General features: G+C 73.2%; 18 protein-coding genes. 10 read left to right on the forward strand and 8 right to left on the reverse strand.

What is annotated here, in order from left to right:
- Positions 1-182 precede the first annotated feature (182 nt).
- The 3 genes from Q9R20_RS10160 (at position 183) to Q9R20_RS10170 (ending at position 4,279) form a co-directional block, all read left to right on the forward strand.
- Positions 183-1,520 (forward strand): multidrug effflux MFS transporter, encoded by a 1,338-nt coding sequence (locus Q9R20_RS10160; protein WP_311249230.1) that lies wholly within the window; start codon positions 183-185, stop codon positions 1,518-1,520.
- A gap of 91 nt (positions 1,521-1,611) precedes the next feature.
- The gene (locus Q9R20_RS10165; protein WP_311249231.1) at positions 1,612-2,334 is read left to right on the forward strand and encodes a phosphatase PAP2 family protein; all 723 of its coding nucleotides are present in this window, start codon (positions 1,612-1,614) and stop codon (positions 2,332-2,334) included.
- 10 nt (positions 2,335-2,344) lie between these two features.
- Positions 2,345-4,279, forward strand: coding sequence for a helicase HerA-like domain-containing protein (locus Q9R20_RS10170; protein ID WP_311249232.1), 1,935 nt, complete (start codon positions 2,345-2,347; stop codon positions 4,277-4,279).
- 185 nt (positions 4,280-4,464) lie between these two features.
- Here the strand turns inward: Q9R20_RS10170 and Q9R20_RS10175 are convergent, their stop codons facing one another.
- Positions 4,465-5,934 carry an MFS transporter gene (locus Q9R20_RS10175; protein ID WP_311249233.1) on the reverse strand — a complete coding sequence of 490 codons (1,470 nt, stop codon included), beginning with the start codon at positions 5,932-5,934 and terminating at the stop codon, positions 4,465-4,467.
- A 114-nt stretch (positions 5,935-6,048) separates the two neighbouring features.
- Between Q9R20_RS10175 and Q9R20_RS10180 the strand changes: the two genes are divergently transcribed.
- Genes Q9R20_RS10180 through Q9R20_RS10190 form a run of 3 tightly spaced genes read left to right on the forward strand, consistent with a single transcriptional unit; the run spans position 6,049 to position 8,608 of the window.
- Positions 6,049-7,662 (forward strand): SDR family oxidoreductase, encoded by a 1,614-nt coding sequence (locus tag Q9R20_RS10180; RefSeq protein ID WP_311249234.1) that lies wholly within the window; start codon positions 6,049-6,051, stop codon positions 7,660-7,662.
- A gap of 11 nt (positions 7,663-7,673) precedes the next feature.
- Positions 7,674-8,183, forward strand: a complete 510-nt coding sequence (locus Q9R20_RS10185) for a molybdenum cofactor biosynthesis protein B (RefSeq protein WP_396653679.1) — start codon at positions 7,674-7,676, stop codon at positions 8,181-8,183.
- On the forward strand, positions 8,180-8,608 hold the full coding sequence (locus Q9R20_RS10190) for a molybdenum cofactor biosynthesis protein MoaE (RefSeq protein WP_311249236.1): 429 nt from the start codon (positions 8,180-8,182) through the stop codon (positions 8,606-8,608). Before Q9R20_RS10185 ends, Q9R20_RS10190 begins: the two co-directional genes overlap by 4 nt.
- Positions 8,609-8,748: 140 nt before the next feature.
- Here Q9R20_RS10190 and Q9R20_RS10195 read toward each other — a convergent pair whose 3' ends face one another.
- From Q9R20_RS10195 to moaA, 5 genes are read right to left on the reverse strand one after another with little or no spacing between them, the layout of a single operon-like run.
- Entirely contained in the window at positions 8,749-8,985 is a 237-nt protein-coding gene (locus Q9R20_RS10195; protein ID WP_311249237.1) for a MoaD/ThiS family protein, read from the reverse strand.
- Positions 8,982-9,461 (reverse strand): cyclic pyranopterin monophosphate synthase MoaC, encoded by a 480-nt coding sequence (moaC, locus tag Q9R20_RS10200; RefSeq protein WP_311249238.1) that lies wholly within the window; start codon positions 9,459-9,461, stop codon positions 8,982-8,984. Before moaC ends, Q9R20_RS10195 begins: the two co-directional genes overlap by 4 nt.
- Entirely contained in the window at positions 9,458-10,681 is a 1,224-nt protein-coding gene (glp, locus tag Q9R20_RS10205) for a gephyrin-like molybdotransferase Glp (RefSeq protein WP_311249239.1), read from the reverse strand. Before glp ends, moaC begins: the two co-directional genes overlap by 4 nt.
- A 14-nt stretch (positions 10,682-10,695) precedes the next feature.
- Positions 10,696-11,520: a HesA/MoeB/ThiF family protein gene (locus tag Q9R20_RS10210; RefSeq protein WP_311249240.1), complete on the reverse strand. Its 825-nt coding sequence runs from the start codon at positions 11,518-11,520 to the stop codon at positions 10,696-10,698.
- On the reverse strand, positions 11,517-12,689 hold the full coding sequence (moaA, locus tag Q9R20_RS10215; RefSeq protein WP_311249241.1) for a GTP 3',8-cyclase MoaA: 1,173 nt from the start codon (positions 12,687-12,689) through the stop codon (positions 11,517-11,519). Before moaA ends, Q9R20_RS10210 begins: the two co-directional genes overlap by 4 nt.
- A gap of 464 nt (positions 12,690-13,153) precedes the next feature.
- Between moaA and Q9R20_RS10220 the strand changes: the two genes are divergently transcribed.
- From Q9R20_RS10220 to Q9R20_RS10235, 4 genes are all read left to right on the forward strand, one after another.
- Positions 13,154-13,549 carry a TOBE domain-containing protein gene (locus Q9R20_RS10220; RefSeq protein WP_311249242.1) on the forward strand — a complete coding sequence of 132 codons (396 nt, stop codon included), beginning with the start codon at positions 13,154-13,156 and terminating at the stop codon, positions 13,547-13,549.
- Positions 13,550-13,649: 100 nt separating this feature from the next.
- Complete coding sequence (gene modA, locus Q9R20_RS10225; protein WP_311249243.1) at positions 13,650-14,408, forward strand: molybdate ABC transporter substrate-binding protein; 759 nt, start codon at positions 13,650-13,652, stop codon at positions 14,406-14,408.
- Complete coding sequence (gene modB / locus Q9R20_RS10230; protein ID WP_311249244.1) at positions 14,405-15,184, forward strand: molybdate ABC transporter permease subunit; 780 nt, start codon at positions 14,405-14,407, stop codon at positions 15,182-15,184. The genes modA and modB overlap by 4 nt, the downstream gene beginning before the upstream one ends.
- Positions 15,181-16,212 (forward strand): ATP-binding cassette domain-containing protein, encoded by a 1,032-nt coding sequence (locus tag Q9R20_RS10235; protein WP_311249245.1) that lies wholly within the window; start codon positions 15,181-15,183, stop codon positions 16,210-16,212. The genes modB and Q9R20_RS10235 overlap by 4 nt, the downstream gene beginning before the upstream one ends.
- A gap of 1 nt (position 16,213) precedes the next feature.
- Here the strand turns inward: Q9R20_RS10235 and cydC are convergent, their stop codons facing one another.
- Both cydC and cydD read right to left on the reverse strand, forming a co-directional pair.
- Positions 16,214-17,899 carry a thiol reductant ABC exporter subunit CydC gene (gene cydC / locus Q9R20_RS10240; RefSeq protein ID WP_311249246.1) on the reverse strand — a complete coding sequence of 562 codons (1,686 nt, stop codon included), beginning with the start codon at positions 17,897-17,899 and terminating at the stop codon, positions 16,214-16,216.
- A complete protein-coding gene (gene cydD, locus Q9R20_RS10245) occupies positions 17,896-19,617 on the reverse strand; it encodes a thiol reductant ABC exporter subunit CydD (RefSeq protein ID WP_311249247.1) in 1,722 nt (573 codons plus the stop codon). The genes cydC and cydD overlap by 4 nt, the downstream gene beginning before the upstream one ends.
- Position 19,618 lies beyond the last annotated feature (1 nt).

Genomic DNA, 19,618 nt, shown 5'->3' on the forward strand with positions numbered 1-19,618 from the left:
CGCGTCCAGCCTATTCGGGTGAATGAGTGGGTGACCTGGGAGGAAACCCCGAGCCGGGATGGTGAGGCGCGGGGGAGTCGCGATAGTATGACGAGGTCGAATCGATTCGAGGTTCGATGATCCCCCCACTTTTCCAGCCCGACATCGTCGGGCTGTCCGTGTTGCGAAACGAAATCAGACGCGTGCTCGATACTGCCTCCCACCCCGTGATCCCCTCCTCCGGCCGCACCGCGCAGCCGAACACCGGCGCCATCCGCGCGCTCGGCACAAACCCCGCGACGGCCCCGATCGTCCTGCACCCGGGTGACGCCATCCCCGCGTCGCGTCGTCTTCTGTACATCGTGCTGCTCGGCGCGCTGACGGCCCTCGGCCCGTTCACGATCGACCTGTACCTCCCGGCGTTCCCGACGCTCGAGGCCGACTTCCAGACGAGCGCGGCCGCCATCCAGCTCACCCTCACCGGGACGATGATCGGTTTCGCGCTGGGTCAGCTGATCGTCGGTCCGCTCAGCGACAAGGTCGGTCGGCGCATCCCGCTGCTGTCGGTGACGGCGCTGCACGTGGCCGCGAGCGTGTTCGCGGCTCTCGCGCCCACGCTCGAGACCCTGTCGATCGCCCGCGTGCTCATGGGTGCCGGGGCGGCGGCCGGTGGTGTGGTCGCCGCGGCGATCATCCGCGACCTGTTCGGCGGCCGACGACTCGTGGTCATGCTCTCGCGCATGGCGATGGTCTCGGGTGTCGCGCCCGTGCTCGCGCCGCTGGCGGGTTCGGCGCTGCTGCTGGTGATGAACTGGCGCGGCATCTTCGTCGTGCTCGCCGTCTACGGCGCGGTCATGCTCGTCTCGGCGATCGTCTTCGTCCCCGAGACGCTCCCCCCGGCCCGGCGCGGCGGCCCCGGCGCGACCACGGTGTGGCAGCGCTACGGCAGCGTGTTCCGCGATCGCGTCTTCATCGGCGTGCTCGTGATCGGCGCGATGGCCTTCAGCGGCCTGTTCTCCTACCTCTCGGCATCCTCGTTCCTGTTCCAGGTGACGTACGGCTTCAACCCGCAGCAGTACGGCGTGCTGTTCGCGGTCAACTCGATCGGCGTGGTCGTCGGCGTGCAGGTCGCGTCGCGCCTGGCGGCGCGCTTCGGTCCGCAGTGGGTGCTCGCGGTGTCGACCGCGGTGCTCGTGCTCGCCGGCGGCACCATCGTGCTGACCGATCAGCTGGGCCTGGGGCTGTGGGGCACCGTCGTGCCGCTGTTCTTCTTCATGACGGCGTGCGGCTTCACCTTCCCCTGCGCCCAGGTGCTGGCTCTCGACCGGCACGGCAAGGCCGCGGGCACGGCGCAGTCGATCATCGGCGCGGCGAACTTCGGCGTCGCCGGCATCATCTCGCCGCTCGTGGGCCTGCTCGCGACCGGCTCGGGCATCACGGCGACGACCATGGCGAGCGTCATGGTCGGCTGTGCCGTGATCGGCGTCGTCGCGCTGTGGACCCTGGTGCGCCCGCGCACGGTGGAGCGTCTCGCGCCCTGAGGCGCCGGCGAACACTAGCAGAGCCGCCGCCGCGACCGTTCGTGCGGCGGCGGTCGTTCCGCTGGCGGGCCGGAGGCGGAATGATGAGGCGATGGACGACTCCCCGGCACTTCTCGTGCTCGACCCGCGCCCGCAGCGGTTCCGAGCCGTCGTGGGGGTCGTGCTCATCGCCCTCGCGTGCGGACTCGGCGCCTGGGTGTTCTTCCGCGGGCCGAGCCCCTTCGCGATCGACGTGTGGTGGAACCAGCTCTTCGCGGCGGCGCCGTCGGAGCCGGTGTACATCTTCGCTCGCGTCATGGACGAGGTCGGCGGTCATCTCACGGCGGTGCTGATCGTGCCCCTGGCGGGGGCGGCCGCCCTCTTCCTCCTCCGGCGACGATGGTCTGCGCTGTACTTCCTCGCCGCCTCGGCGGGGAGCGCCCTGCTCGTCCAGCTGCTCAAGCACACCTTCGGTCGCGCGCGCCCGGAGGACGTCCTCATCGTCAGCGACTACGGCTCCTTCCCCTCGGGGCACACCGCGAACGCGGCGACGATCGCGGTCGTCGCCGCGATGCTCTTCCCCCGCGCCTGGGTGCGCGTGGTGGGGATGGCGTGGGTCCTCCTGATGGCCTTCAGCCGCACGTACCTCCACGCGCACTGGCTGTCGGACACCGTCGGCGGCGCTCTCGTGGGAGCCGGCGCCGCCCTCGTCCTGGCCGCGGTGTTCTCGCGTCTGCGCGAGCGCGACGAGGACCGGCTCGCCCTGCGGCGTGCGCGCAGAGCGGTCGCGGTCGAATCGCGATCGACGGATGCCGAGCAGCCCCCGTCGTCGTAGGCTGACGCGCATGACGGCCCCCGGCGACGACCTGCCCACCGCTGCTTCCGCGGCCGATGCCGAGGTGGCCCGGTTGCGGGCCGAGGCGGAGGCCGCCGAGGCGGAGCTGCGTCTCGCTCGTGCCCGCGCCGATCTCGCCGCCGCCGAGGCGGCCGCGGCCACCGCACGCGCGCGAGCGGCTGCGCCGGGCGAGGGTGGTGCCGGCGCACCGGTGGCCCCGACCTCCGGAGCGGGAGACACGCGCGAGTCCGGTGAGCCCGCTCCCGCGGCGCCCGTCTCGTCGCCCGCGCCCGCGCCCGCGGCATCCGGTCCCGATGCGCCGCTCACCGACGAACAGGTCGCGACGATCGCCGCGGGATACGCCGCCACAGGACCCGCCCTCGACCTGGGCGTGCTCGTGAACGGCGGGCCCGTGGCATCCGTTCCCGTCCGCATCCCGCTGGCGATGACCAACCGTCACGGCCTCGTGGCGGGAGCGACGGGTACCGGCAAGACGCGCACGCTGCAGCTGCTGGCCGAGCAGTTGTCGGAGAACGGCGTGCCCGTGTTCGCAGCTGACATCAAGGGCGACCTCTCGGGTCTGGCGGCGGCGGGCTCCTCGAGCGAGAAGCTCCTCGCCCGGACCGCCGCCCTCGGCCAGGACTGGTCGGCCCGGTCGTTCCCGACGGAGTTCTTCGCCCTCGGCGACGATGTGGGTTCGGGCATCCCGGTGCGCGCCACGGTCTCGGGCTTCGGGCCGCTCCTGCTGAGCCGCGTGCTCGGACTCAACCCGACGCAGGAGTCCAGCCTGGGCCTGGTCTTCCACTACGCCGACGAGAAGGGTCTGGCGCTGGTCGACCTGTCGGACCTGCGCGCCGTGCTGACACACCTCACGAGCGACGAGGGCAAGGCGGAGCTCAAGGGCATCGGCGGGCTCTCCGCGGCCACGGCGGGCGTGATCCTGCGCGAGCTGGTGGCGTTCGCCGCCGTCGGCGCCGACACGTTCTTCGGCGAACCCGAGCTCGACGTGTCCGTGTTCCTGCGGACGGATGCCGCCGGAGCGGGCATCGTGAGCCTGCTCGAGATCCCGAACGTGGCGGCGCGGCCGGAGCTGTACTCGACGTTCCTCATGTACCTGCTCGCCGAGCTCTACGAGGCGCTGCCGGAGGTGGGCGACCTCGACAAGCCCAAGCTCGTGTTCTTCTTCGACGAGGCCCATCTGCTGTTCCGCGACGCGTCGAAGGCGTTCCTCGAGGCGATCACGCAGACCGTGCGATTGATCCGGTCGAAGGGCGTCGGCGTCTTCTTCGTCACGCAGACGCCGAAGGACGTACCCGGCGATGTGCTCGCCCAGCTCGGCTCACGGGTGCAGCACGCCCTGCGCGCGTTCACGCCCGACGACGCCACGGCTCTGAGAGCCTCGGTGCGCACCTACCCGAACTCCGGATACGACCTCGAACGCGTCCTCCAGGAGCTCGGCACGGGCGAAGCCGTCATCACGGTGATGAGCGAGCGCGGGGCCCCCACCCCGGTCGCCTGGACGCGCATCTTCGCACCCCGCGCCTCGATGTCCCCCATCCCCGCCGATGCCATGGCGGCCGCGGTGTCGGCATCCCCTCTCTTCGCGACCTACGGCACGCCCATCGACCGCGAGTCGGCGCGGGAGGTGCTCGGCGCGCGCATGCAGGCCGCGACCGAGGCGAAGAACGCGGCGGAGCGGGCGAAAAAGGATGCCGCGGACGCCGCCGAGTACGCCAAGCAGAAGGCCGCGATCGACAAGGCGAACGCCGAGGCGCAGAAGAAGGCGCAGCGGGAGTACGAGCGCATCCTCAAGAGCACCGCCGCTCCGCGCGCCCGCACGAGTACGCCCCCCGCGGGCCTCGACGGCCTCCTCGGACGCGGCGCCACCAAGAGCATCGTGAACGGGGTGATCCGCGGCCTGTTCGGCAACGGACGGCGGCGTTGAGCCGGTCGGGGGTGCGTTCCGCGCGGGCGCCGGCTCCGCGATCCGCGTGACTTCAGTCGGTTGTGGGGGTGTCGGGCTGAGGTTGTGCGGATCGCTGAGGTTGTGCGCGGCGGGCGCCGCGACTCGCGACGACGCGAAGGGGGCGGATGCCGCAGCTACCGGCATCCGCCCCCTTTCCGTCGCGCTCAGGGGCGGCGGATCGCCAGCGGCATCGTCGAGGTGTCGATGAGCGGATCGCGGTCCTGGCGCTCGACGAGAGCCTCGGCCTCGGCGGGCGTCTCGACGGTGGGCATCGAGCCGAGCAGGGGCCGTCGGGCGGTCTCGCGCATCGCCAGCAGGGCGACGAGCCCGAGCGCGGCGAAGAACATGATGTAGAACGCCGGCATCAGCGTGTTGCCCGTCGCGTCGATGAGCGCCTGGCTGAACAGCGGCGTCGTGCCGCCGAACAACGACACCGCGACGTTGTACGCCACGGCCATCGCCCCGAAGCGCGACGCGGTCGGGAAGAGGGCGGGAAGAGCGGATGCCGAGATCGCGACGTAGAACGCCACCGGCACCGCCGCCATGCACAGGGCGACCATCACGGCCCACAGCTCGCCGATCTGCATGATCAGGAACGCCGGTACCAGCAGCACCAACGCCGAGCCCGCGGCGATCGCGTAGACGGGCCTCCGGCCGATCCGGTCGCTCAACCGCCCGATGAACGGCAGTGCCGCCGACATCACCAGCAGCACGGGGACCGTGGCCACCGCCGCGGTGATGTTCGAGACCCCGACCTCCTTCTCGAGGTACGTCGGCATGTAGCTCGTCAGCGCATAGCCCGCGGTGTTGGTGGCGGCGACCAGGGCGATCCCGATCAGCAGGGGCTTCCAATGGTGGCGGACGATGCCGAGGAGGTTCTGACGGGCCATGGGGTCGTCGGCGTCGATGTCGGTGGACCCGGACTGCTCGAACGCCGGGGTCTCCGGGATGCGCAGGCGGAAGTAGATCGCGACGATGCCGAGAGGCACCGCGAGCAGGAACGGGATGCGCCAGCCGTAGTCGACCATCGCGTTCTCGCCCGAGATCGAGGTCGTGACGGCGGTGGTGATCGCCACCGCGGAGGCGCCCGCGGCGAAGCCGACGTAGGAGCCCACGTCGAGCCACGACGACCAGAATCCGCGCCGCTTGTCGGGGGAGAACTCCGAGACGTACGTCGTCGCCCCGGCGTACTCCCCGCCGGTGGAGAAGCCCTGGACCATCTTCAGCAGGTACAGCGGCACGATCGCCCAGAGGCCGATCTGCGCGGAGGTGGGGAGGATGCCGATGAGCGCGGTCGCCGTGGCCATCATCGCCATCGTGAGGAACAGCACCTTCTGCCGGCCGATCCGGTCGCCGAGGGGGCCGAGCACGAAACCGCCGAAGGGGCGGACGAGGAACGAGATCGCGAAGCCGAGGAGCGTGACGAGCAGGCCCCACGGGTCGGGCAGGTCGGAGGCGAACACGGCGGTCAGGGTCACGGCGAGGTAGCCGTAGATACCGAAGTCGAACCACTCCATGAAGTTGCCGACGACGGTGCCGCCGATGGCGGTGCGCACGCGCTTCGTGTCGACGACGACGACGTCGTCGACGGCGAGCCGGGGTGTGCCGGATGCCGAGGGGGATGTCTCGCTCATCGTTCTAGCGTTACTCCCATCGGCGCGGCATTTCCAGTCGGGACGCGACGCGACGGGCCGTGCTACGACGTCAAGCCCTCCGGGATGTCGGAGGGCGGGCGTACCGTGTCGGGCATGACCGAGCTCTCCGCCCCCACCGGCCGCGAACCCGCTCTCGTCGCGCAGCCCCGACCCGACGGGTCGGCACCGCGCGCCCTCGTCCTGGGCGCCACCGGCTACCTCGGCGGCCGGCTCGTGCCGCGACTGCTCGCCGCCGGATACCGCGTGCGCGTGCTGGCGCGCGACCCGCGACGCATCGGCGCCTTCCCGTGGGGAGACGACGTCGAGGTCGTCGGTGGCGACGCCACCGACCCCGACGCCGTGCGGGCCGCGGTGGCCCAGGTCGACGTGCTCTACTACCTCATCCACTCGATGGGCAGCGGCCGCGATTTCGAGGCCACCGACCGCGTCGCCGCCCGGACGGTCGCCGACGCCGCCTCCGCGGCATCCGTCAAACGCATCGTGTACCTCGGCGGACTGCATCCCGACGACGCGACGCTCTCGGCCCACCTGCGCTCGCGGGTCGAGGTGGGCGACATTCTGCTGCGCAGCGGCGTGCCCACCCTCGTCCTGCAGGCGGGCGTCGTCATCGGCTCAGGCTCGGCGTCGTTCGAGATGGTGCGCCACCTCACCGACGTGCTTCCCTACATGCCCGCGCCCAAGTGGGTGCGCAACCACATCCAGCCGATCGCCGTGCGCGACGTCCTGCACTACCTGTTGGGCGCGGCGCGGGTGGCACCCAACGTCAACCGGGCCGTCGACATCGGCGGTCCCGACGTGCTGCGCTACGGGCAGATGATGAACGGCTACGCCATCGAGGCCGGGCTCCCGCAGCGCGCGATCGCCTCGCTGCCGGTGCTCACCCCGCGGCTCGCCTCGCACTGGGTCAACCTCGTCACCCCCATCCCCAAGTCCATCGCCCGGCCCCTCGTGGAGTCGCTGCAGAACGACTGCGTGGTCAAGGACCGTGCGATCGACGACCTCGTGCCGCGGCCCGAGGGCGGGCTGCTGCCCTACCGCGAGGCCGTGCGACGCGCGCTCGGACGCGTGAACGACGACGCGATCGAGACAAGCTGGCAAGACGCCGAGGTCTCGGGCGCCCCCAGCGACCCTCTGCCGAGCGACCCCGAGTGGGCGGGCCGCCTGGTCTACACCGACGTGCGCATGATGACCACCACGGCGAGCGCCGCGCAGCTGTGGTCGGTGATCGAGGGCATCGGGGGTGAGAACGGCTGGTACTCCTCGCCGCTGCTGTGGGCGATCCGCGGGTGGATGGACCGACTCGTCGGGGGTGTCGGGCTGGCCCGCGGCCGCCGCAGTCGATCGGTGGTGACGGTGGGCGACGCACTCGACTTCTGGCGCGTGGAGGCGATCGAGCCGGGGCACCTGCTGCGGCTGCGCGCCGAGATGAAGGTGCCGGGCGGCGCCTGGCTCGAGCTGCGCGCGACGCCCGAGGGAGAGGGAGCGCGCTTCGACCAGCGCGCGCTGTTCTTCCCCACCGGGCTCGCGGGCCGGCTCTACTGGCTCGCCGTCCTGCCCTTCCACGGGCTGATCTTCAGCGGCATGGCCCGGCGCATCACCGCCGCGGCCGAGCACGTGCAGCGCGAGGGCCTCGAGCCGAAGGCGGAAGCGGGCCGCATCGCCCCCGAGATCGCCGAGGTCGAGACGACAGCCTCTCCCTCGTCCTAGATACGGCCGGAATGACTCGAGCACCTAGGCTGAGCGACGTGCCTCACGTCGCCCGCGTTCTGACCGTCTCCGACCGCTCTGCCGCGGGGCTGCGCGAGGATCGCGGCGGTCCGCTCGCCGTCTCGCTGCTGCGCGAGGCCGGCTTCGACTGCGCCGACGCGGTGGTCGTGCCCGACGGCGCCGACAACGTCGAGCGCGCGCTGCGCGAGCTCGTGGCCCAGGGCGCCGGTCTCGTCGTCACCACGGGCGGCACGGGCATCGCCCCCACCGATCGCACGCCCGAGGGCACCGCCCGGGTCCTCGACCGCGAGCTCCCCGGGATCGCGGAGGAGCTGCGCCGCCGGGGCCTCGCCGACACTCCGATGGCGGTCCTCTCGCGGGGCCTGGCGGGCATCGTCGAGCCCGGGACCCTCGTCGTGAACCTCCCCGGATCCACCAGGGCCGTGGCATCCGGTATCGCCGTCATCTCCGAGCTCGCCCCGCACGTGCTCGACCAGCTCTCCGGAGGAGACCACGCATGAGCGCCGTCCGCATCGCCCGCCTGTCCGAGACCGCGCTCGACCTCGACGCGCACCTCGACGCCGTCGAGGAGTCGTCGTCGGGGGCCGTGACGACGTTCGTCGGCCGTGTCCGCGACATCGACCCCGACGCCTCGGGCGCCGTCGTGGCGCTCGAGTACAGCGCGCATCCCGACGCCGAGCAGACCCTGCACCGCATCGCCGAGACCGCAGCCGCCGGCACCGACGCCATCGTCGCCGTCAGCCACCGCGTCGGCCGTCTGGGCGTGGGGGAGGCCGCGGTCGTGATCGCCGTGGCATCCGGTCACCGGGCCGAGGCGTTCGAGGTCTGCCGCACCGTGATCGAGACGATCAAGACCGACCTGCCCGTCTGGAAGCGACAGGTCGAGGCCGACGGCACCACGGAGTGGAAGGGCCTGGGGGGCTAGACGCGGCGCCGAAGGCTCCGGGCGGCGGCTCGGCAGACCGGAGAAGCGCAGCGCAATCGGATGCCATTCAGCCACACGTCCGATTCCGGTGCGGATTTCCGATTCCGGTGCGGTAGCACCGCCGTGGCAGCGGGTTGGGCTCAGCCGCCGGCGAAGGGCGGGAGCACGTCGACGTGGATGACCCCGTCGAGCGGGGCGTCGTCGTCGCGGCGCGTGCCGTCGACGAGCACGGCGCAGCGGTCCAGGATGCCGCCCAGCTCGGGGTGATCCGCGACGACGGCCGCGCGCAGGGCCGTGAGGGTGGGTTCGGTGCGCTCTTCGGCATCCGTTCCCGCCGCCTCGGCCGCCGCGGCGAAGTAGCGCACGCGCACGCTCATGACTCCTCCCCGGGACGCACCCAGTCGCCCGACTTGCCGCCGGTCTTCGACACGATGCGCACGTTCTCGATGGAGGTGCCCTTGTCCATGCCCTTCACCATGTCGACGACCGCCAGCGCCGCGACCGAGACGCTCGTGAGCGCCTCCATCTCCACGCCCGTGCGGTCGGCCGTGCCGACGGTCGCCTCGATCTCGACGCCCGTGTCGGTGATCTCGAGGTCCACCGAGGCGCGGTGCACGCCGATGACGTGCGCGAGGGGGAGCAGGGCGGGGGTCGACTTCGCGGCTTGGATGCCGGCGATCCGCGCCACCGCGAGCACATCGCCCTTGGGGGCGGTGCCGTCGCGGAGGGCTGCTACCACCTCCGGCGCGCAGCGCACGAAACCGCGGGCGGTCGCGGTGCGGACGGTGGGCTGCTTGAGCGTGACGTCGACCATGCGGGCGTGGCCCGCGGCATCCAGGTGGGTGAAGGTCATGGGATCAGCATGACATCGAGCGGGTCGCCCACCGACACGGTGGACACCTCCGCGGGGACGATCGCGAACGCCTCGGCCCGGGCGAGGGAGACGGCCAGGTGAGATCCCGATCCGCCGGCAGTGGCCGGGCGCACGGTGCCTTCGACGAGGTCGATCGCCGCCGGGAGGTATTGGCGGCGTCCGGGCGGGGTCGTCCAGGTCTCGGATGCCGCGAGCCGGGCGAGGCGACGATCGAGCACCGCGCGGCCTTGAAGGGCGAGCAGCGCGGGGCGCACGAACACCTCGAACGACACCGCGACGCTCACCGGGTTGCCGGGGAGACCGAAGACGAGGCGGCCGTCGTCGAGGACGCCGAAGGCCTGCGGCTTGCCCGGCTGCATCGCCACCTTCTCGAACGCGATGCGATCGCTGAGCGCCAGGCGGACGGGCTCGTAGGCACCGGCGCTCACCCCGCCGGTGAAGACGACCACATCGGCACGGCTCGCGCGGGCGAGGACCGCGTCGATCCCGGCGGGGTCGTCGCCGACGCGGTCGACGAGGAGGACCTCGGCGTCCGCGTCGCTGACGAGAGAGGTCAGGAGGGCGGCGTTGGAGTCGGGGGTCTGACCGCGCGCGGGCGCGGTGCCGGGTGCGACGAGCTCGCTGCCGGTGGACACCACGGCTACGCGCGGACGGCGACGGACGGCGATCTCGGCGACACCGGCCGCGGCAGCCGCCGCGAGAGCGAAGGGGCCGAGCCGCTCGCCGGGGGAGAGGACGACATCGCCCGTCCGGGTGTCGCCGCCGCGGCGGCGGATGAACGCTCCCGCGGCGGCGGGGGCCCGACGCACCTCGATGCTGGCGAGGGAGTCGGCCAGTCCGCCCGCGGTGTCCTCGAAGGGGACGATCGCGTCGGCGTCGGTCGGGACGGGGGCGCCCGTCATGATGCGCACCGCCTCGCCCGCGCCGAAGGTGGGGTCGGTCGACGAACCGGCCGGCAGGTCGGCGACCACGCGCAGCATCGCCGGGTTGTCGGCATCCGCCCCCTCGACGTCGGCGAAGCGCACCGCGAAACCGTCCATCGAGGAGTTGTCGACGCCCGGCAGGTCGTGCGCGGCGAGCACGGGCTCGGCGAGCGTACGGCCGGCGGCGTCGTCGAGGCGGACGGTCTCGGCGGGCAGGACCGAGACGGCGGCGAGCACGCGGGCGCGGTGCTCCTCCACGGTGAGCAGCGGGGTCATCGGGGCCTCCGGGGTCAGGGCGCGACGGCGGGGTCGGAAAGTGGCGCGGCGTCGGCACGCGAGGGGGCGGCGGCGCGCGCCGCGGGGGAGAGGGGGATGACGTCCTGTCGGGCGCGTAATGCGTCGACCACGACGAGGCGCCCGAGCAGGGGATCGCCGGCACCCGTGACGAGCTTGATCGCCTCGGTGGAGAGGAGCCCGCCGACCTGCACGCACAGCGAGCCGAGCACGCCGACCTGGGCGCACGTGGGCGGCTCTCCCGCCGAACCCGGCGGGAAGAGATCGCCGAGGACGACCGGTGCATGCCCCTCGGGCGGGTCCGACCAGAACACGGTGACCTGCGCCGCCCACTCCTGCACGGCTCCCCAGACGAGGGGGATGCCGAGAACCTCGGTCGCCGCGGCCACGGCCTCGCGGGTGTCGAAGGTATCGCTGCCGTCGATGACGAGATCCGCCTCGGCGAACAGCTCGCGGGCGTTGTCGGAGGTCAGGCGTAGCGTGCGTTCATGGACGACGGTGAGGGGAGAGAGGTCGCGCACGGCCCGGGCGGCGGAGGCCGTCTTGGCGGTGCCGATGTCGTCGACGCGGTGCAGCAGCTGGCGTTGCAGGTTGGTGCGCTCGACCACGTCGTCGTCGATCACGATCAGCTCGCCCACCCCGGCGGCCGCCAGGGAGAGCAGGACGGGCGACCCGAGGCCCCCGGCGCCCACCACGGCGATGCGCGCGGCCGCGAGCCGCCGCTGGCCCTCTTCGCCGATCCCGGCCAGCACCGCGTGCCGTGCCGTGCGGATGAGTTCCTCCGGGGCGAGGGATGCCACCGGCTCGACGAGCGGCCTCATCCGCCGATCGCGCTCATCGTGCGCTCGGGCTGCACGAAGTCGGGACGCGCCAGCCCGACGTGGTCGGAACCGTGGGCGCGGGGCTTGGCCCACATGGCATCCCGCCAGACTTGGGCGATGCCCTCGTCGTCGGCGCCCGCACGCAGGGTCGAGAGCAGGTCGGTCTCCTCGTGCGAGAACAGGCACGAGCGCACCTTGCCGTCGGCGGTCACGCGGGTGCGGGTGCACGCGGCGCAGAAGGGTTCGGTGACCGAGGAGATGATGCCCACGTGTCCGGCGAGGGCGGTCTCGCCGGGGCGGCGGACCTCCCAGCGCTCGGCGGGGGCGGCGCCACGGCCGCGGGGGTCGGCGGTGAGGGTGAAGCCTTCCTCGATCGCGGCGCGGATGTCGCGCGCGGGGATGACGTTCGTCGCCGACCATGAGCGGTCGCCGTCGAGGGGCATGTCCTCGATGAAACGCATCTCGAAGCCGTTCGTCACGGCCCAGTCGACGAGCGGGACCACCTCGGTGTCGTTGACTCCGCGCAGCAGTACCGCGTTGATCTTGATGGGGCCGAGGCCCGCGGCACGGGCGGCCTGGAGGCCGGCGAGCACCTTGTCGAGGTGCGGGCGGCGGGTGAGCTCGGCGAAGGTCTCGGGGTGCAGGGTGTCGAGCGAGACGTTCAGGCGCGTGAGTCCCGCGTCCTTGAGCGCTTGGGCGCGGCGGTCCAGACCCACGGCGTTCGTGGTCAGGGCGATGGGCAGCTCGGGGTTGTCTTCGCGGATCCCGGCGATGATGACCTCGAGGTCCTTGCGGACGAGAGGTTCGCCGCCGGTGATGCGCAGTTCTTCGGCGCCGAGGGACTGCACCGCCACGCGGACGATGCGGCGGATCTCGTCGGTCGACATCAGCTGCGATTGCGGGAGCCACGGCATCCCGTCGGCCGGCATGCAGTATGTGCAGCGCAGGTTGCACTTGTCGATCACCGAGACGCGCAGGTCGGTCGCGACGCGGCCGAAGCGGTCGAGCAGACCGCCGGACTGCGGGGATCCGGTCGCGGCGACGCGTTCCTCCGGGGGTGTCGGCGCGCCCGTCGCGGGGAGGACGGTGGCGCCGGACGCGCGGGTCACGGTGGCGCCGAGTGCCACGGCGACGGGCCCTCGTGTCGCGCTCGCGTGCTCGGCATCCATGGGTCGAGCCTAGGTCAGCACGGGGCGGGTCAGGGCGGTGTGGAGTTTGCGCGGGGAGGGGAGTCGGGGGCGGGAGGAGGGTTTGGGCCTCGGGGGTCCTCCCGCGGGCGGTTCTCCTCCCGGGTCGCGGACCCTCCCGTGGGCGGTTCTTCTCCCGGGTCGCGGGCCCGCCCCGGACGGAGGCTCGGGTGCGGCGCGGGTGTCGCGGGGCGGGGGAGGGCGGCGCGGGGTGTGTGCGGGGAGGGGATTCGGGGACGGGAGGACCGTTCCGCGCTCGGGGACCCTCCCTCGGGCGAATCTCCTCCCGAGCGGCGCCTCGCCCCCGGGCCGGGACCCCCGAGCCGGGACCCGCCCTCCCGCGCGAGGCTCGCCTCCCGAGCGCGAGGCTCGCCTCCCGAGCCCGGGGCTCGCCTCCCGGGCGGGGGCTCCGTCGTCCCGGGCGCCGGCGCGGGTACGGTCGGGGGATGCCGAACACCTTCCGCATCGCGCAGGCGGCGCGTCTTCTCGGAATCAGCGACGACACCGTGCGTCGGTGGATCGATCAGGGTCTGCTGCCGACGACCGGCACCTCGCCGACCGAGATCCCCGGGGCGGCCCTCGCCGAGCGCGCCGTGGCGCTCGCCGAGGAACCCGCCGATCCGACCGGCATCGCCTCGAGCGCGAGGAACCGGTTCGTCGGGATCGTCACGCGCGTGCGGATCGACGGGGTCATGGCCCAGGTCGACCTGCAGTGCGGACCGCATCGGGTGGTCTCGCTCATGTCGGCGGAAGCAGCCGAGGAGCTCGCGCTCGAACCCGGCGCCCTGGCGGTCGCGTCGGTGAAGGCGACGGTCGTGACCGTGGAAGCGCCGCGCTCCTGACCTTCGATTCCACGCCCGCGCGGACCAAATACCCCATCAGTTCCGCAAATGCGGAATACTGGGACGGCAGCGAGCCGCCGGCCGCGCCGAAAGGATCACCATGCGCCGCCCCCTCCGCCTGCTCGCCGTCGTCGGCGCCGTCGTCGCGCTAGCCGGGTGCGCGAGCGCGACGCCCGCCCCCGCGGCATCCGAGGACGCCCTCTCGGGCACCGTCGAGGTGTATGCCGCGGCCTCGCTCCAGCGCTCGTTCGACGAGATCGCCGCGGCGTTCGAGGCCGCGCACCCCGAGGTCACGGTGAGCGCGGTGTACGACGGGTCGAGCACGCTCGCGACGCAGATCGGCGAGGGAGCCCCGGCCGATGTGTTCGCCTCGGCCGACGAGAAGAACATGGCGAAGGTGGCGGCGCAGGCCCCCGACCCGCAGCTGTTCGCCGGGAACACCCTCGTGATCGCCGTGCCGAAGGGGAACCCCGGTGCGGTCGCGACGCTCGCCGACCTCGCGCGGGTGACGACCGTGCTGTGCGCCCCCGAGGTGCCGTGCGGCGCCGCGTCGCAGACCCTCCTGTCGAACGCCGGGGTCGCCGTCACCCCCGCGAGCGCGGAGCAGAACGTCACCGCGGTGCTGACCAAGATCGCCGCGGGAGAAGCCGACGCCGGGCTCGTCTACGCCACCGACGTCGCCGGTCGTGACGACGTCGAGAGCATCGTCCCCGCCGGTGCCGACGCGGTCGTCAACCGTTACCCCATCGCCGCGCTGACCGACGCCCCGAACCCCGAGACCGCCGCCGCGTTCGTGGCGTTCGTGCTCGGCGAGGACGGGCAGCGCGTGCTCGCCGACGCCGGGTTCCGCTCCCCGTGAGGGAAACGGGATACGTCCCCCGCTGGTTGATCGTGCCGGCGGTGGCCGGTCTGCTCTTCCTGCTGGTGCCGCTGACCGCCCTGATCGCCCGGGTGGAGTGGACGAGCCTGTGGGCCGACGTGACGTCCGAGGCCGCGCTCTCGGCCCTCGCGCTGTCGCTCGGCACCGGGGCCCTCGCCACCGTGGTGTGCGCGGTCGTCGGCATCCCTCTCGCCCTCCTGATCGCGCGCAGTCCCGCCCGCACGGCCGCGGCTCTGCGGGCACTGGTCACCGTGCCGCTCGTGCTGCCACCGATGGTCGGCGGTGTCGCCCTGCTCTACCTCTTCGGACGCAACGGCTGGTTCGGCTTCCTCGGCCTGCCGTTCACGACCCCCGCGGTCGTGCTGGCCCAGGTGTTCGTCGCTCTGCCCTTCCTCGTGCTCGCGGTCGAGGGGGCGCTGCGCAGCACCGGCGTCGAATTCGAGCGGGCCGCCGCCTCGCTCGGGGCGAGCCGGGCGGCGATCCTGCGCCGCGTGACCCTTCCGCTCGCGGCCCCCGGCATCGTCGCCGGGGTCGTGCTGTGCTTCGCCCGAGCGATCGGCGAGTTCGGCGCGACCGCGCTGTTCGCCGGCAATCGCCCGGGCGTGACGCAGACGATGCCGCTGGCGATCTACACCGCCTTCAACGGCGCAGGCGTCTCGCAGGGCACCGCGGTGGCCCTGTCTCTGCTGCTGCTCCTCACCGCCGTCGCGGTGCTGCTGCTCGTGCGCGGATGGCGGCCGGGGGTGGGTCGATGAGCGCGTCCGTGCACGCCCGGGTCGTCGTGCGTCGCCAGGATGTCACCGTCGACATCGCGCTCGACGTCGCCCCGGGGGAGACCGTCGCCGTGATGGGGCGAAGCGGTGCGGGGAAATCCACCCTGCTCGGTGCTCTGGCCGGGCTCACCCCGCTCGACGAGGGGGAGATCTGCGTCGACGGCCGGGTGCTCGACCGCGCGCCGCGGCTGCGCACGGCCCCGATGGAGCGCGGCATCGTGCTGCTCGGCCAGGAGGCCCGGCTCTTCCCGCACCTGACGGTGCGCGAGAACGTCGCCTTCGGTCCGCGCGCGGCCGGGATGCCGGCATCCGCCGCCCGCACCGAGGCCGACGAGTGGCTGGCCCGCGTGGGGCTGCCCGGAACCGGTGATCGTCGCCCCGCGCAGCTGTCGGGCGGCGAGCAGCAGCGCGTAGCCGTTGCGAGAGCGCTGGCGGCCGGGCCCCGGGTCGTGCTGCTCGACGAACCGCTCGTCGCGCTCGACGCGGTCACGGCCTCGGAGATCCGGGCGATGTTGCGCGAGCGTCTCGCCGGGGTGACGACCGTTGCGGTCACGCACGACGCGATCGACGCCGCGGCCCTCGCGGACCGGCTCGTCATCGTCGAGCGCGGGCGGGTGACGCAGGAAGGTCCCGTGCGCGAGGTGCTCTCGGCCCCCGCCACCGACGTCGCGGCGCGGATCGCGGGGCTCGAGCGGCTGGTCGGGACGGCGCGGGGCGGCGCGGTCGTGCGCGACGCATGGCGCCTCGAGTCCTCGGACGCCGGGTCTCGAGCGCTCGCCGCGGTCGACGGCGCCCCTCTCGCGGCGGTGTACCGGGCGGCGGACGCGCGACTGGGCGCGGGGTTCTCCGCCGTGGTGTCGCACCTCGAACCGACGCCGACCGGGGTTCGGGTGGTCACCGATCACGGCGCCGCCGAGGTGGCCCCGGCCGAGGCGGCGGCGATCCGTCCCGGCGACGTGGTGTCGATGAGCGTCGACCCCGATCGCGTCCGCTTCGTCGCGGCATCCTGAGTCAGACCGCCGCCAGGCGTCCGTTCTCGAGGCGCACCTCGCGGTCGGCGAGTCCCGCGGGCACCTCCACGTGCGAGATCACGACCACGGAGCGCTCGCGGTCGACCGCGCCGAGCAGGTCGCGGAGGAGTGCATCGGATGCCGCGGGGTCGACGCCCGCGGTGGGCTCGTCGAGCACGAGCACCGGGAACGCGCGCAAGATGGCCCGGGCGAGGGCCAGGCGCTGCGCCTGACCGCCCGAGACGAGTCCGCCGCGATCGCCCACGGCGGCGTCGAGACCCCCGCGTTCGCGTGTCCAGTCGGCGAGTCCGACGCGGTCGAGCGCGGCCCACAGCTCCTCCTCGGTCGCGGTCTCGTGCGCGAACAGCAGGTTCTGGCGGATCGACTCATCGAACAGGTACGGCGACTGCTCGACCAGGCCGATCGTGCGGCGCAGGTCGTCTCCCGCGATCTCCCGCGCCTCGCGCCCGCCGATCCGATACGACCCCTCGTAGTCGAGGAAGCGGGTCAGCACGTGAGCGAGCGTCGTCTTTCCCGCCCCGCTCGGGCCCGTCACGAGGACGCGCTCGCCGGGATCCACGCGCAGGTCCACGGCGTCGAGCCGGCCGGAGTCGGCGTCGGTGTCGCCGCGGGCGGGCCAGTGCGCCCGGATGCCGCGGAGTTCGATCCCCGCGCCGAGGGCGGGCGCCTCGTCGGTCGCAGGCGGTTCGTCGCGGGGGAGACCGTCGGGGACGGTCTCGGGCACGGCCTCGGCGATGCGCTCCGCCGCCGCTCGCACCTGCCGCCACGAGGCGAGAGCGAGGGGCACCGGCCCGAACACCTCGAACACCGCCATCGGCAGCAGCACCACGACCGCCAGGCCCGGGCCCGACAGCGACCCGCCGGCGACCGCGGGGGCCGCCGCGAGCAGGGCGAGGAGGGAGGCGGAACCGGCCAGCACCGACACCGCGCCCGAGGTGAGTCCCTGGGCCCCGCCGCGACGGACGACAGCTCGGCGGAGCGCGGCGTCGGCCCGGCGGACGCGCTCGGTCGCGGCATCCAGGGCTCCGTACGCCGTCAGCACGTCGAGGTTCGTGAGCAGATCGTGCACCGCGTCGGCGACGGCGGCGCGCAGCGGTGCGATCGAGCGCTCGGCACGGGCTCCCGCGGCCCAGCCCACCACGACGGCGAGGCCGAAGGCGGCGGCGAGACACGCCAGGAGGACGAGGGCCGCGCGCCATGAGACGAACGCGGTGAAGATCACGGCGGCGACCGAGGTCACCGCGGCGACGGTCAGCGGCAGCACGACCCGCAGGGGAAGATTCTGCAGCTCCTCGACGTCGTCGACCACGCTCGAGAGAAGTCCACCGCGACGCGAGCGCGCGAGCCCGTCGGGAGCGAGCGGCACGAGGTCGCGCACCAGATCGGCGCGGACACCGGCGAGCTGGTGCAGGGCGGCATCGTGACCCGTGAGGCGCTCGAGGTAGCGGAACACCCCGCGCGACAGCGCGAACGCCCGCACCCCGACGACGGCCATCGACAGGTACATCACGAGCGGTTGCTCGGCGGCCCGGGCGATGAGCCAGGCGCTCGCCGCGAGCAGGGCGATCGAGCTCGCCGCGGTGCCGAAGCCCGACAGCACCGCGGGCGCGAACCGCCGCCGCGACGGCATCGCCGAGCTCAGGATGCCGCGCACCCGCGCGTTCACCGGTGCACCTCGAGCCCCTCGCGTGAGTCGCCAGAATCTGTCGCTTCAGGTGCTCTCGAAGCGACAAATGCTGGCGACTCACGCGGGGGAGACGCGGGGCGCAGCTCACGCGGGGGAGACGCGGGCAGCTCGATCACGCGGTCGGCGATCGCGAGGGCGGAGCGACGGTGCGAGACGAGGAGCACCCCGCGGCCGGCGTCGGCCTGTCGGCGCAGGGTCGTCCACAGGTGCGCCTCGGTGTCGGCATCCAGGGCGCTCGAGGGCTCGTCCAGCACCAGCACCGGAACCTCGGCGACCCGCGCGCGGTACAGCGCTCGCGCGACGGCGACGCGTTGCGCCTGCCCGCCGGACAGGCCCGCCCCACCAACGCCGAGCGGGACGGCGGGGTCGATGTCGGCGCCCCCGGCGTCGGTCAGGGCGGCGCGGATGCCGTCGGGGTCGGCGGGGGAGCCGAGAGCGACGTTCTCCGCCACGGTGCCCGCGAGGAGCCCGGGACGCTGCCCCGCCCAGGCCACCGACTCGCGCGCGTGCGGCACGGCGACGCCGTCGATCCGCACCTCGCCGTCGTACTCGGCGTACCCGAGCAGCGCGGCGATCAGCGACGACTTGCCGACGCCGCTGGGGCCCGTCACGAGCACGACCTCGCCCGGACCGACCGAGAGCGACACCCTCGGCATCCGGTGCTCCACGCGGTGTACGCGCACCTCGTGCAGCGAGATCGTCGCGCCGGCGTCGGGGGCCCCGGCATCCGGGACCGGGGCGGAGCGGGCCGCGTCGAGGGTGTCGAAGATCTCGTCGGTGGCCGCCACCCCCTCGGAGGCCGCGTGGAACTGCACGCCGACCTGACGCAGCGGCAGATATGCCTCGGGGGCGAGCAGGAGCACGAAGAGCCCGGTGAGCAGGGTCAGGTCGCCCGAGAGCAGGCGGAATCCGATGGTGACGGCGACGATCGCGACCGAGATGGATGCCAGGAACTCCAGCGCGAAGCCCGAGAGGAACGACACGCGCAGCACCGTCATGGTCTCGCGCTTGTAGTCGCGCGTGGTCGTCTCGATCGAGCGGGCCGCGCGGTGCTGACGGCCGAAGGCCTTGAGCGTTCCCAGACCCTCGACGGTGTCGGCGAAGCGCGCGGCGAGGCGGCCGAGCGTGCGGTACTGCTTCTGCTGCACCCCGCGGGTGGCCAGGCCGATCAGCACCATGAACAGCGGGATGAGGGGGATCGTCAGCACCACGATGAGTCCCGACAGGGGATCCGCGAGGGTGATCGCGCCGATGAGGATCGGCATCGTGATCGCGGTGGCCACCAGCTGCGGGAGGTAGCGGCCGAAGTACGCGTCGAGCGCCTCGAGGCCGTGGCCCGCGGTGAGCGACAGCGACGCGGCGTTGCGCCGGGACAGCCAGCCCGGACCCAGGCGCCCGACTGCGCCGATGAGCGCCGCCCGCAGCTGCAGCGACGCCGCCGCCGCACCTCGCGCCGACGCGCGTTCCGAGGCCGCGATCAGCAGACCCCGGAGGAGCACGAGGGATGCCGCCACCCCGACGTATCCCCAGAGCTCGTCGACCGGTCGGCCCTGGATCGCGCCGACGAGCGCTGCGGTGAGCGCCCCCGCGAACCCGACGATCACGCCCGTCTGCGCGAGCACGATCGCCGCGGTCACCGCGAAGAAGCCGCGGGAGGCGGAGGCGTAGCGGAGCAGGCGCGGATCGACGGGTTTCATG

The organism is Microbacterium sp. PRF11, assembly GCF_031844085.1.
Taxonomy (GTDB): domain Bacteria; phylum Actinomycetota; class Actinomycetes; order Actinomycetales; family Microbacteriaceae; genus Microbacterium.